This window comes from Clostridium sp. NSJ-49, from assembly GCF_014287725.1.
GTDB classification, from domain to species: Bacteria; Bacillota; Clostridia; order Clostridiales; family Clostridiaceae; genus Clostridium; species Clostridium disporicum_B.
In genome coordinates this window covers 1-14,093 of the sequence record NZ_JACOOP010000068.1, presented here as the reverse complement: position 1 = coordinate 14,093, position 14,093 = coordinate 1, and the positions used below count along the sequence as shown (strand labels likewise).

Here is a 14,093-nt window from a genome sequence, read left to right as displayed (position 1 = left end):
AGAAATGGTATATTATTGCATGAAAAGAAAATAGCGTAAAGGTATATTTTTACAGAGAATAGGAGGTTTATAACCTCCTATTTGTCGTGTCAAAAAACTTGTTCATTTAGAAATAATTTCATATAAATATATGAATAAAAAATAAAAAGACCGTCTACTGAAATGATTTTAAAAATCATTTCAGAGACAGCCCCTTTTATTTCATATTTTTATGATAGGTTTTGTTTTTTATTAGATTTTTCTTTTTATTATCCGAAGTATCTGTTTAATAATCCTTCGAAAGCTTTTCCGTGTCTAGCTTCATCTTTAGCCATTTCATGAACTGTGTCATGGATAGCATCTAAGTTAGCAATCTTAGCTCTCTTAGCTAAATCGAATTTACCTTCAGTTGCTCCATTTTCTGCTGCTATTCTTAATTCTAAGTTCTTCTTAGTTGAGCTTGTAACAACTTCTCCTAATAATTCAGCAAACTTAGCTGCGTGTTCTGCTTCTTCATAAGCTGCTTTTTCCCAGTAAAGACCGATTTCTGGGTAACCTTCTCTATGAGCTACTCTAGACATTGCTAAGTACATACCTACTTCACAACATTCTCCTTCAAAGTTTGCTCTTAAATCAGCCATTATATCTTCTGGACTTCCTTGTGCAACTCCGATTTCGTGTTCACAAGCCCAGTTTAATCCTTCACCTTGTTCCTTGAATTTGTCAGCTCCAACGTGACATACTGGACATTCTGCTGGTGCAGCATCTCCTTCATGAACATATCCACATACTGTACATACAAATTTCTTCATAATTAAACCCTCCATCTTTCAACAATTAATTATTATTTTATACATTTTAATTATATAGAATAATTTAGCAAAGTAAATATATTAATGGTTATTTTATAACATTTTTACAGTTTGTTAACCAAAATATCTGTTTAATAATCCTTCAAAAGCTTTTCCGTGTCTAGCTTCATCTTTAGCCATTTCATGAACTGTGTCATGGATAGCATCTAAGTTAGCAATCTTAGCTCTCTTAGCTAAATCAAATTTACCTTCAGTTGCTCCATTTTCTGCTGCTATTCTTAATTCTAAGTTTTTCTTAGTTGAGCTTGTAACAACTTCTCCTAATAATTCAGCAAACTTAGCTGCGTGTTCTGCTTCTTCATAAGCTGCTTTTTCCCAGTAAAGACCGATTTCTGGGTAACCTTCTCTATGCGCTACTCTTGCCATTGCTAAGTACATACCAACTTCACAACATTCTCCTTCAAAGTTTGCTCTTAAATCAGCCATTATATCTTCTGGACTTCCTTGTGCAACTCCAATTTCGTGTTCACAAGCCCAGTTTAATCCTTCACCTTGTTCCTTGAATTTGTCAGCTCCAACGTGACATACTGGACATTCTGCTGGTGCAGCATCTCCTTCATGAACATATCCACATACTGTACATACAAATTTCTTCATAATTAAATCCTCCTATTTATTCAAACATTTATTATCTATCTTCTAACATCTTTTACTCTTTGTCTTACGATTTATTATCAGTGCTTAATGCACCTTACATTTATTATTATTATATAATAATAATTATTAATTGCAAGTCTTTTTTTGAAATTTTTTAAATATTTTTTATAGTTGATAATGACTCTCAGTTATTGAAACATCTTATTTTCCAATATATTATTTGATATTAATTATCATTTGATAATATTATCATTTAAGCATAAAAAAGACTACCATCATTTCTAATGGTAGTCTTTTTAAAGTACTTTTATCCAATTTTATTATCTAACAATTATTATCTATTAATAATATCATAGTGATCTTTCATTCTAACTCAATCCTATAATATTATATAATTTATTAAACTTAACTACATTTCAGAGTTATTATGGATTTAAACAAATCACCATCTACTTCTATATAAAATGTTCCTCCATGTAGTTCCACTATACTCTTAGCTATAGCAAGCCCTAAACCTGAACCTTCACTAGTACGTGCTTCATCTGCTCTCTTAAACCTTTCAGTTATCTCATTAACGTCAAAGTTCAATTCATATGCAGCAATATTTTTCATCACTATTTTTACACACTCATCTTCTTTAATAATATCTATATATACTCTAGTATTCTCCATAGAATATTTAACTATATTAGAAATTAAGTTTTCAAATACTCTATATAATCTTTTTCCATCACCTTTTATAAACACTTTTTCTTCAGGAGTATTTACTCTTAAGCTTAATCCATGATTACTTATTCTTTCATCATTTTCACCAAGCACTTGTTTAAGCAATTGAACTATTTCAATCTTTTCAATATTGAGTTCCATTGCTCCACTAGCAGCTTTTGACGCTTCAAATAAATCATCTATTAAGACCTTTAATCGCTGTGCTTTATTATCAAGTACATTAACATAATCTCTTGCTGATTCTGGCTCTATATCTTCCCTTTTCAAAAGATCAATATAATTTATTATCGAAGTTAATGGAGTTTTTAAATCATGAGATACATTAGTTATAAGCTCCGTTTTCATTCTTTCACTTTTGACTTCATTTTGAAGAGACTCCCTTAGCCCCTCTTTCATATTATTGATATTATGAGCTAAGTCTCTAAATCTGCCTTGACCTTTTTCTTCAATCTTATAAGTTAATCTTCCTTCAGCTCCATCTTTGGCCCCATCCATTATTTTTTCTAAATAAGCTAATTTTTTAAGAACTATAATAATAAATATTATGGTTACTACTATTCCTGCAATTAAAAATACCGGAAATAAATCATATGCTACCATAGCCATAAATAATAGTATTCCTCCAATTGTAGCATATATTAAAAACATTAATAAAATACTTCTAAATATTGATCCATTTTTCATCAATACTTGAATTTGAGCCCACAGTTTTACACTAATATTATTTTTTAATATAGTTTTTTCCTTGTAATTTAAGTATAAATCTCTTAATAAGATATACCAAACTCCAAAAAGAATTGCTGTTAATATAATATTTTTAAAATTAAACCACGATATATATCCCTTATAATATATCGATGATCTACTCATCATATATATTATCCAAATTCCTAATCCAACTGCTAATTTGTACTCTATTGGATAATCCTTTATTTTATTTATTATTATATCTATTATATTATTAATATAATTCTTCTTTTTTAACACTCGTGCTATACATAAAAGAATTAAAACTGATACAAGTAAAACTACTCCGCTAAGTAAAAGTCTATTTCTATTTTCATTAGCTATTTGCCATGCTGAGTATACTGAATCTCCCTTTGCTATCTGCTTAGGAACCCAAACATAAACTACTATATTATGATTTTCAATCGAATCAGCATCATAGCCTTCATATTTTGTTTCACTTGAAACTACACTTTCATAGTACGTATAAGGATAATAGTAATCATAATAATTATAATAATCCTCTTCTTCTATGCTTTTTCCATCTACGTAAATATTCTTACTTAACTTTCCGTTAGTAGCTATATTTATTTCTGCAAAATATCCGCTATTAGTTTTTAGATTGGCTATATCTTTCTTCTCATTACTAATCCATTTTTTTGTTGTTTCATCATAAGCACTAAAATTTAAGTTTTTATAAGAATTTAATTCATTACTCAAAGTATTGTAACTTTTAATTTTTCTTTCTAATACATATTGCTCAAACTCATCATCTGTAAAATTATATTTATCCTCTACTTCTTTGCTTACTTCTTCTATTTTCTTTTCTATCCGCTCATCTGACATGTATTTAAAACTTGAATCATTATATAATGAATTAATTTTCTCCGATGTCTCAGATTCTATCTTTACTCTTATTTCATCTTTACATATCTCTATATCATTTTCCGTTATGTTCTCTTTATCTTTTGCATAATCCGAAGACTTATAAAACAAAGAATAATCTACAGCTTTTGCAGCATAACTTTCTATTTCACTATTTAATTCTCCACCTAAATATAATGACTTCTCAGAAAAAAATCTGTAATTATTTCTAATTTCCATTACAGATAAAAATATAGATGAAGATAGTATAAGAATTAAACCATAAATTATATAATCAGAATATTTACTTTTAATATTTTTCAATTTTGTATCCAATACCCCACACCACCTTTAAATATTTTGGATCTTTAGGATTTATTTCAATCTTTTCTCTAATCCTTCTAATATGAACTGCCACAGTATTTTCAGCATTATAACTTGGCTCTTTCCACACTTTTTCATAAATTTCATCTATAGAAAATACTCTTCCTTGATTTCTTAAAAGTAATTCTAGTATCCCAAATTCTGTGGCTGTTACCTTAATAATTTCACCGTCTACTACAACTTCTTTACTATCAAGATTTAAAGATAAACCACCACTACTAATTATTGAATTAGATTCTCCTCTTTGTTGTACAGTTCCGAAATTTCCAAGCATAGTATATCTTCTAAGCTGTGATTTAACTCTTGCAATCATTTCTAACGGATTAAATGGCTTAGTTATATAATCATCAGCACCCATATTTAAACCTAATATTTTATCTGTGTCCTCAGATTTTGCTGATATTAATATAATAGGAATGTTTTTTTCTTCTCTTATTTTCATAGTTGTTCTAAGTCCATCCATTTTAGGCATCATTATATCCATTAAAATAAGATGTACTTCTTTTTCTATTAAAGCTTCTATAGCCTGCATACCATCATAAGCCTTAATAACTTCAATCCCTTCATTTTTTAAATATATATCAATTGCTTCAACTATCTCCTTATCGTCATCTACTACTAATACTCTATTTTTATTCATATGTTCCTACTCCCCTTTCTTCATTTATTTATTATATCATGAGAATTATCATATCATCCTCTTTTAAGACTTCTAACAATCTAGATTCTTCTTATATATATAATAGAATAGAAATCTTACAATTCTTTCAAGATAATTATTAAAAATTTCTTAAGATAAAAAATTCTAAGTTAACATAAAAAGTAATATATAAAATTACTTTAGAATTTTTTAAATATAATTTTATAAACAAAAAAATAACCCCTAAGGTTATCTAATAATTAGATTTACCTCAGAGGTATTATTTAAACTATATTGTTAATAAAAGTCCTGCTATTGTTGCGCTTAGAAGATTAGCTAAAGTTCCTGCTATAATAGCTTTCCATCCTAATCTTGCTATGTCACCTTTTCTACTTGGTGCCATACCACCAATTCCACCAATAAGAATTGCTATAGATGAAATATTAGCAAAACCGCATAGTGAGAACGTTGCTATTGCTGCAGCTTTAGTAGATAATGTTGCCATTAGTGGTGAAAGGCTTGTAAATGCAACGAATTCATTTAATACAATCTTTTGTCCTATTAATGAACCTACTGTAATTGATTCTTTCATCGGTACACCAATTATTGTTGCTACTGGTGCAAAAATATATCCTAAAATAGATTGTAAGCTTAAGTTAGCTATTCCAAAGAATCCTCCAATCCATCCTATTAATCCATTAATAAGTGCTATTAAAGCTACAAATGCTAAAAGTATTGCTGCTATATTTAAAACTAAACCTAATCCATCTATAGCACCTTTAGCCGCTGCATCAACAACATTTGCTGAATCATCTTTTACCATTTCAACTTGTTCATTTGCTTTTGCTTGTTTTAATTCAGGTATTATAATCTTAGCCATAATAAGTCCTGCAGGAGCTGCCATAAAGCTTGCAGATACTAAATATTCTATTGGAATACCAAGTAATGAATATCCAACTAATACTGATCCAGATACAGATGCAACTCCTCCAACCATTACAGTGAAAAGCTCTGACTCAGTTAATTTTTCAACATAAGGTCTTATTAAAAGCGGTGCTTCTGTTTGACTTAAGAATATATTACCAGAAGCTGATAAACTTTCTAACTTTGATGTTCCTAAAAGTTTGGATAGTGCCCCACCTATTATTTTTATTACAAATTGCATTACACCTAAATAATACAGAACTGCTACTATTGCTGATGTAAAAATAATTACTCCCAATACATTAACTGCAAATATACTTCCATCATTATTTAGTGAACCAAATAAAAATTTTATCCCTTCATTTGCATAGTTTATTACAGATTGTACTCCTAATGCTATTTTGCTTAATACAAATTTACCTACGCTCCATTTTAATGCAGCAACAGCAAATCCGAATTGAATTAAAAATCCAATTATAATTGTTCTCCAGTTTATTTTCTTCTTATTATTTGATAATAAGAAAGCTACTAGAAAAATAAAAACAATTCCTACTATACTGTTTAAAATTGCCATATTTTCTCCTTTTCTTTTGTATAAATTTATTTAACTTTAGTACTTTTAAATACCAAGTTTAATATGCTTATTTTACTTTTTTCCCAAAGGGCATTAATGATAGTTTGGCTAACTTTAAACTTTGAACTGCAAATGGTATACCTACTATTGTTATACATAAAATCAATGCACTTATAAGATTAGCTATGCATAATTCAAATCCACCAAAGATTATCCAAAATATATTTAAAATAAGGCTTGTACTACTATCGCTTACAGTTATAACTTCTTTTCCAAATGGTGAGAATTGTAGCTTTGCCATTTTGAAACATTGTTTTCCCACAGGTATTCCAACTATAGTTATGCACCATAATATTCCTGTAAATATCCATCCTATAGCTCCAAAGAATCCGCCAAATATTATCCACACTATATTTCCTAAACAGCTCATATCTTTACCTCCTATTTTAAATATAAAACATTACAAACATTCTTATTATATAAAAATTTTTCATAATATCAATACTCAAAATAATACAATTTAAATTTTCCTATATTATAATACAATTAAAATTTGTCATTATATCAATAACCTATTTAATAAATATCTATATTAAGTTATTAATTTTATCAATAAAAAATACCCTCTAAAGCTATCTAATAATTAGATCTATCTCAGAGGGTATTATTTAAACTATATTGTTAATAAAAGTCCTGCTATAGTTGCGCTTAGAAGGTTAGCTAAAGTTCCCGCTATAATAGCTTTCCATCCTAATCTCGCTATATCACCTTTTCTACTCGGTGCCATACCACCAATTCCACCAATAAGGATTGCTATAGATGAAATATTAGCAAAGCCACATAGTGAGAATGTTGCTATTGCTGAAGCTTTAGCAGATAATGTTTCCATTAGTGGTGAAAGACTTGTAAATGCTACGAATTCATTTAATATAATCTTTTGACCTATTAACGAACCTACTGCAATTGATTCTTTCATCGGCACACCAATTATTGTTGCTACTGGTGCAAAAATATATCCTAAAATAGATTGTAAGCTTAGGTTAGCTATTCCGAAGAATCCTCCAACCCATCCTATTACACCATTAATAAGTGCTATTAAAGCTACAAATGCTAAAAGTATTGCCGCTATATTTAAAACTAAACCTAATCCATCTATAGCCCCTTTAGCTGCTGCATCAACAACATTTGCAGAATCGTCTTTTACCATTTCTATTTGATCATTTACTTTTGCTTGTTTTAATTCAGGTATTATAATCTTTGCCATAATCAATCCTGCTGGTGCTGACATAAAGCTTGCAGATACTAAGTATTCTATTGGAATACCTAATAAAGAGTATCCAACTAAAATTGAACCTGAAACTGAAGCTAATCCACCAACCATTACTGTGAATAGTTCTGATTCAGTAAGTTTTTCAACATAAGGCTTAATTAAAAGTGGTGCTTCTGTTTGACCTAAGAATATATTAGCTGAAGCTGATATAGTTTCTAACTTAGAAGTACCTAAAAGTTTAGATAAGGCTCCACCTATTATTTTTATAACAAATTGCATAATACCTAAGTAGTATAATACTGAAACTACTGCTGATATGAATATTATTACCCCTAATACATTAACTGCAAATATACTTCCATCATTAGTTAATGAACCAAATAAGAATTTTATTCCTTCATTTGCATAGTTTATTACAGACTGTACTCCTAATGCTATTTTGCTTAATATAAATTTACCTACGCTCCATTTTAATGCAGCAAGCGCAAATCCAAATTGAATTAAAAATCCAATTATAATAGTTCTCCAATTTATCTTTTTCTTGTTGTTTGAAAGCAAAAAAGCTACTAGGAATATAAATGCTATCCCTAGAATACTGTTTAAAATTGCCATAAAAACACTCCATCCTTTGTAAAATATTATTTCTTAGTTTAGTTTTATCAAAAATGCATTTAATATTCTTATTAGATAATTAATCATATATTATAATTTCATATATTAATTTATAATATTGTCTTTCATTTTTTATATCATTATTGACTTATCACAACCACTTACTATATAATTAATACATATTTTTATAAATAATTATTGCACTGATAAGGAGTAGTACTATATTTTTGTAATCTATAGAGAGCTGTTGTTTGGTGGAAAACAGTGATACAATTATAGGAACTTGCCTTTGAGCTTACTTGTTAAAAGCAAGTACGGATTCCCCGTTACGGATTTGAGTGAAAACTTTAAACTGTTATAAGTTAAAGTTTTAATAAGAGTGGTACCGCGAAACAATGCCTTTCGTCTCTTAATTGAGATGAGGGCTTTTTTTAATTTATAATTGACTAAACGAGGAGGTTTTAAATATGAGTAACTACGGAACTGCCATAGATAAAAAATGGCAAAAAAAGTGGGAAGAAACTGAACTTTATAAATTTAATCCTGATGCCGAAGGTGAAAAGCTTTATGTTTTAGAGATGTTCTCTTATCCATCAGGAAGCCAATTACATGCTGGTCACTGGTTTAACTATGGACCTGTTGATTCTTGGGCAAGATTAAAAAAGATGCAAGGCTACAACGTATTCCAACCAATGGGATTTGATGCTTTCGGATTACCAGCTGAAAACTTTGCAATTAAAACAGGTATCCACCCTTGGGATTCTACAGAAAAGAATATCAAGACAATGGAAGAACAATTAAGAGCTATGGGGGCTATGTTTAACTGGGAAAATGAAGTTATAACTTGTACTCCTGAATATTATAAATGGACTCAATGGGTGTTCTTACAATTATTAAAGAACGGATTAGCTTACAGAAAGAAAGCTCCTGTAAACTGGTGTCCATCTTGTAATACAGTTTTAGCTAATGAGCAAGTAGTTGATGGTGCTTGTGAAAGATGTTCAACAGAAGTTACTAAAAAAGACTTAACTCAATGGTTCTTCAAAATAACTGAGTATGCTGATGAACTGTTAGAAAAACTAGATACTTTAGATTGGCCTGAAAAGACAGTTGCTATGCAAAAGCACTGGATAGGAAAATCTACTGGTGCTGAAGTTACTTTCAAGGTTAAGGATTCAGATCTTAGCTTTGATGTATTCACAACTAGAGTTGATACTTTAAATGGTGTTACTTATGTTGTTTTAGCTCCTGAAAATGAATTAGTAGATAAATTAACTACTGCTGAAAATAAAGCTGCAGTTGAAGAATATAAAGAGGCTGCTAAGAAGCAATCTGATATAGAAAGACAATCTCTATCAAGAGAAAAAACTGGTGTATTTACTGGTTCATATGCTATAAATCCTATAAACGGTAAAGAAGTTCCAATCTGGGTTGGTGACTACGTACTTGCAACTTACGGTACTGGTGCTGTTATGGCTGTTCCTGCTCATGATGAAAGAGATTTTGCTTTTGCTACTAAATTTAACTTACCAATAGAAAGAGTTATAGTGAGCAAAAAAGGTGAAGAAATCGAACTTCCATACTGTGAATATGGAAAACTAGTTAACTCTGGAGAATTTGATGGATTAACTACTGAAGAAGCTAAGGAGGCTATAGTTGCAAAACTTTCTGAGAACAACTTAGGTTCTGCTAAAGTTAATTACAGATTAAGAGACTGGTTAGTTTCAAGACAAAGATACTGGGGTGCTCCAATTCCAATAATATACTGTGATGATTGTGGTGCTGTTCCAGTTCCAGAAAAAGATCTTCCAGTTGAATTACCTTACAACGTTGAGTTTGCTCCAGATGGTAAATCACCACTTGCTAAGTGTGAAGAGTTCGTAAATACTACTTGTCCTTGCTGTGGTAAACCAGCTAAGAGAGAAGTTGATACATTAGATACATTCGTATGTTCATCTTGGTATCAAATGAGATATGTTGATAATAAAAACACTGAAAAGGCATTTGATAAGGAATTAGTAGATAAGATGCTTCCAGTTGACAAATATGTTGGTGGACCAGAGCATGCTTGTATGCACTTATTATATGCAAGATTTATTACTAAAGCTTTAAGAGATATGGGTTACTTAAGCTTCGATGAACCATTTAAGAGCTTAACTCACCAAGGACTTATCCTAGGACCAGACGGATTAAAGATGTCAAAATCTAAAGGAAATACAATATCTCCAGATGATTATATTAAAGAATACGGTGCTGACGTATTTAGAATGTACCTAATGTTTGGTTTTGCTTACACAGAAGGTGGAGCTTGGAGTGATGATGGTATTAAGTCAGTAGCTAGATTCGTTGATAGAATAGAAAGATACCTTGATATGTGTAGAGAAGCTATTCAAAGTGGTGAAAATAATAAAACTACAATGGATAAAGCTGAAAAAGAACTAAACTTCTGGTTAAACAATGCTATTAAGGGTGTTACTGAAGATGCTGATAAGATGCAATTTAACACTGCTATAGCAAGAATGATGGAATTCATAAATGCTTTATCTAAATATATTAAAGAAGAAGTTAAGAATTTAGAATTCTTAAATACAGTTTGTGAAAGCTTTATAAAAATCTTAGCTCCATTTGCTCCTCACTTTGCTGAAGAACAATGGAATCTATTAACTGGTTCTTATTCAGTATTTAACGAAGCTTGGCCTTCATATGATGCTAAAGCTCTTGTTAAAGATGAAATAGAAATAGCTATCCAAATTAATGGTAAGATTAAGGCTAGAATCAACGTTGCTTCTGATTTAGATGAAGAAGGAATTAAAGCTGCTGCTTTAGCTGATGAAGCTATAGTTCAAGCTACTGAAGGCAAGACAATAGTTAAAGTTATAGTTATTAAAGGTAGACTTGTTAATATTGTTGTAAAGTAATTTTATAATTAACTAAATTAATTAGGCTATTGCAATTCAGTCAGTCTATAAACTAGAAAAAGGTGGATTTTTTAATCCACCTTTTTTTCATAAACTTAAGTTATAAAGCTAATTAATATTGCCAATTTAAAATCATAAATCCAACATTAAATAGATGTAATAAATTTATTAATATATAAAAACTCACTAATCCTATACTCGCAATTAATGATCTCTTAATTTCTTTTTCATTTGAATATCTACTTCTAAAGTACCAATAATAAAGAATTACTGCTATAACTACAATTTTAAAAAAGTATGGCAATACTCCATCTATTACTGGTGCTAAAAAAACATTAGCTTCTATAAACATTGTAGGTTCAAGTTTCAAAAGAAGTTTAGTAAAAAATAAATCAGATAAGTTTAATAAGTATAATATAATCAAATTTATTTTTAATTTATGATATTTATTTTCTTTTAAATAATTACTTTTAAAAAACATAATTCTCTCACTTTCATATATAAATTTGATTACTATGTTCATTGATTAAGGTACTATATATGTACTTATCTTTTAGATACTTGCAAAAGTTTTTATCGAAAATATGTTATCTATATTATAAATTAAGAAATAAAAATTAATTAACTATATTAAAGTATTATGTAATTATATTTTAATTTTATCTTTAACAATTATATTTTCTCAAGAAATTTAATACTACAAATTATTGTATTTTACTAACTTTTTCATATATTCAACTTATTTTATGACAACTATATAAAAAAAGATGTAGCTTTCGCTACATCTTATCAAGAACTATTTTAAATTTTTGTAAAACTGCACTAACAATCTCTTTATCTAGAGGCTTATAATAATCTAATAATTCTGATTGTTCTAATGCATCATAAGCTTCTCTAGCCATTTCCATCCAATTTTCTGGTATATAGACCCATACTATTTCTTCATAGCTACAGCTTAATAAAAAATGTTCCATTCCAAAAAATGAATACTCCTCTATCTTATGTAAAGTATTAAAAGCTTCATAATCTTTAACAATCTGACTAGTTATTTTATATTCATAAATATCGGCATAGAAAAAATCAAATTCTTCTGATTCTGCTTCAAAAGCATCTTTATTAATAATAGTAATCTTAGGATTATATTTGAAATTGCAATTATATAAATCAATTACATCTTTGCTTATTTCATAAACTATAACCTCATCTACTTCTTCTTTCTTTGCCATTTCTTGAGCAACATATCCAAGACCTAGTCCTACTATACCAACTTTTCCTTTTGCTCTTTCTATAGCAAAATATGAACCTTCTATTTCTAAAGGTGTTAGTCTCATCCAAACATGATCGTAATCATGAACTAGTTCTGCTATCTTTAACCTTATTCTATCTTTTCTTTCATACAAGTACCCTTGAACGATTCCTTGTAATCCATCTATCCTCTTTATCTCAAAATCACCAATTTTACGAGGTCTTATCTTTCTATTATATTCCTTTATTTTACTTAAGACATAGTCTCTATCAAAAGGCTTCAATCTTAACAATCCCTTTCTATTTTTCGTACTTTAATTTTATCCCAATACCATTATACACTTTATATTATGCTAAACATAGTAAATATTATATTTACAATTTATAGAAATTTCAAGGTTTTTCTCATATGTTATTATTTTACAATATATACCTAAAAAACCTCTTGCCATTTCCGACTATTATGGTATACTATAAATATAATTTGAATATAAATAATATGAGGTGAATAAATATGAATAAATTTATAATAAGCGAAGAAGCATACAACGAATTTAAGGCATTTTTACAAGATAATGAAATAGAAAAATTCAGCATAAGAATTAACTTAGCAGGGTTTGGATGTAGTGGTCCAGCATTTAACATAACTGTTGATGATGCTAATGAAAATGACGTAGTTGAAACTATGAATGATATTACTTTCATAGCTGAATCAAAATTAATCGATGAATTTGGTGGATTTAAATTATTATCTTCAGAAGAAAACGGTGGAAGAGGTTTATCTTTAAAACCAGTTATCGAAGTTGAAGGTGGATGTGGATCTTGTGGGGGCGGTTGCCACCACTAAAAATAATAAGAGCTATTGATATATCAATAGCTCTATTTTTATAATTTAAACATATAATTTTTATATTTACTATTTATTTCTTCTATACCTTTTAATATATCTATCCAATATCCTTTATTAATCATCTTTTCGGCTTTTTCTTCACCTTCTAAATTACTTAACTTCTCTTCCATAAAGCTATTGATATATGTGTTCAACTCATAAGATATCTCTTTCATAACCGAAATATCCATAGCTAATTTATCATCTAACTTAATTGAATTCATATCATTTGACATATAATTAATCAACAAGTTATATATTAGTCCTTCTATATTAGCAAATACCTCATTTTGGTCAGTTCCCGTTAAATCTACCTTATTATCCTTTTTAAACCATGAAGTTTCTATATTCTTTAAGTATTTTTCCCATAAGTTTAATTCTGCAATATTTATTAAATTATAATTTTTATACAATGTTAATATTTCTTCACTTGTAATACTCTGTGATGAAATACATCCCTCAAGAGTTAATAGGATAGATTCATTTCTTGTTCTTATCTCCTCTATACTCTTATTTATTTCATTTCCAATTTCTTTTTTATATTCTATTCCAGCTATACTTTGGTAAACGTTTACTAATAAGCTTATTAATAAAATTAAAGTAATAGTTAATATACAACTACTTTTTTTATCTAATTTATTATTCATAAATCTCCCCCCGACATGGTAATTCGATCTGTTAAGTTATATGAACATTGCTCTTCTCAGCCCAAGGAAATACAATAGGTTTGCGATACTAAATAATACCCCCTTCGAAAAGGAGAGAAGAACAATGAGCAAAACTAATATAAAATGCCCACGCTGTAATTCTGATAAACTATACAAGTTTGGTATGAATAAGCAGGCTAAACAAAAGTATCAATGTAAGCAGTGT

13 protein-coding genes and 1 other annotated feature are annotated in these 14,093 nt (G+C 29.0%); of the genes, 3 read left to right on the top strand and 10 right to left on the bottom strand.

Annotated elements, in window-relative coordinates:
* Nucleotides 1–248: 248 nt before the first annotated feature.
* From H8S10_RS16505 to H8S10_RS16475, 7 genes are all read right to left on the bottom strand, one after another.
* Nucleotides 249–791, bottom strand: a complete 543-nt coding sequence (locus H8S10_RS16505) for an NADH peroxidase (RefSeq protein ID WP_186839601.1) — start codon at nucleotides 789–791, stop codon at nucleotides 249–251.
* A 114-nt stretch (nucleotides 792–905) separates the two neighbouring features.
* Entirely contained in the window at nucleotides 906–1,448 is a 543-nt protein-coding gene (locus H8S10_RS16500) for an NADH peroxidase (protein WP_186839600.1), read from the bottom strand.
* A 405-nt stretch (nucleotides 1,449–1,853) separates the two neighbouring features.
* Nucleotides 1,854–4,100: a HAMP domain-containing sensor histidine kinase gene (locus H8S10_RS16495; RefSeq protein WP_186839599.1), complete on the bottom strand. Its 2,247-nt coding sequence runs from the start codon at nucleotides 4,098–4,100 to the stop codon at nucleotides 1,854–1,856.
* On the bottom strand, nucleotides 4,075–4,788 hold the full coding sequence (locus H8S10_RS16490; protein WP_055265244.1) for a response regulator transcription factor: 714 nt from the start codon (nucleotides 4,786–4,788) through the stop codon (nucleotides 4,075–4,077). The genes H8S10_RS16495 and H8S10_RS16490 overlap by 26 nt, the downstream gene beginning before the upstream one ends.
* 289 nt (nucleotides 4,789–5,077) lie before the next feature.
* A complete protein-coding gene (locus H8S10_RS16485) occupies nucleotides 5,078–6,286 on the bottom strand; it encodes a NupC/NupG family nucleoside CNT transporter (RefSeq protein WP_055265246.1) in 1,209 nt (402 codons plus the stop codon).
* Between the two features lie 67 nt (nucleotides 6,287–6,353).
* Nucleotides 6,354–6,716 (bottom strand): YccF domain-containing protein, encoded by a 363-nt coding sequence (locus H8S10_RS16480; RefSeq protein WP_055265248.1) that lies wholly within the window; start codon nucleotides 6,714–6,716, stop codon nucleotides 6,354–6,356.
* 243 nt (nucleotides 6,717–6,959) lie between these two features.
* The gene (locus H8S10_RS16475) at nucleotides 6,960–8,168 is read right to left on the bottom strand and encodes a NupC/NupG family nucleoside CNT transporter (protein ID WP_055265250.1); all 1,209 of its coding nucleotides are present in this window, start codon (nucleotides 8,166–8,168) and stop codon (nucleotides 6,960–6,962) included.
* A 194-nt stretch (nucleotides 8,169–8,362) separates the two neighbouring features.
* Nucleotides 8,363–8,581: a binding site (T-box leader), on the top strand.
* A gap of 54 nt (nucleotides 8,582–8,635) precedes the next feature.
* Here H8S10_RS16475 and leuS point away from each other — a divergent pair.
* Nucleotides 8,636–11,086: a leucine--tRNA ligase gene (gene leuS / locus H8S10_RS16470; protein WP_186839598.1), complete on the top strand. Its 2,451-nt coding sequence runs from the start codon at nucleotides 8,636–8,638 to the stop codon at nucleotides 11,084–11,086.
* A 112-nt stretch (nucleotides 11,087–11,198) separates the two neighbouring features.
* On the opposite strand, the gene H8S10_RS16465 is transcribed toward leuS, so the two are convergent.
* Nucleotides 11,199–11,567, bottom strand: a complete 369-nt coding sequence (locus tag H8S10_RS16465; RefSeq protein ID WP_186839597.1) for a DUF5658 family protein — start codon at nucleotides 11,565–11,567, stop codon at nucleotides 11,199–11,201.
* 298 nt (nucleotides 11,568–11,865) lie between these two features.
* Nucleotides 11,866–12,615 (bottom strand): hypothetical protein, encoded by a 750-nt coding sequence (locus H8S10_RS16460; RefSeq protein WP_186839596.1) that lies wholly within the window; start codon nucleotides 12,613–12,615, stop codon nucleotides 11,866–11,868.
* Between the two features lie 230 nt (nucleotides 12,616–12,845).
* Here H8S10_RS16460 and H8S10_RS16455 point away from each other — a divergent pair, with 230 nt between their 5' ends.
* A complete protein-coding gene (locus tag H8S10_RS16455) occupies nucleotides 12,846–13,178 on the top strand; it encodes a HesB-like protein (protein WP_055265258.1) in 333 nt (110 codons plus the stop codon).
* A gap of 38 nt (nucleotides 13,179–13,216) precedes the next feature.
* On the opposite strand, the gene H8S10_RS16450 is transcribed toward H8S10_RS16455, so the two are convergent.
* The gene (locus tag H8S10_RS16450; protein WP_055265260.1) at nucleotides 13,217–13,867 is read right to left on the bottom strand and encodes a hypothetical protein; all 651 of its coding nucleotides are present in this window, start codon (nucleotides 13,865–13,867) and stop codon (nucleotides 13,217–13,219) included.
* Nucleotides 13,868–13,991: 124 nt separating this feature from the next.
* Between H8S10_RS16450 and H8S10_RS16445 the strand changes: the two genes are divergently transcribed.
* Nucleotides 13,992–14,093: IS1 family transposase (locus tag H8S10_RS16445; RefSeq protein ID WP_347707662.1), on the top strand; the 102-nt coding region annotated here is incomplete at its 3' end.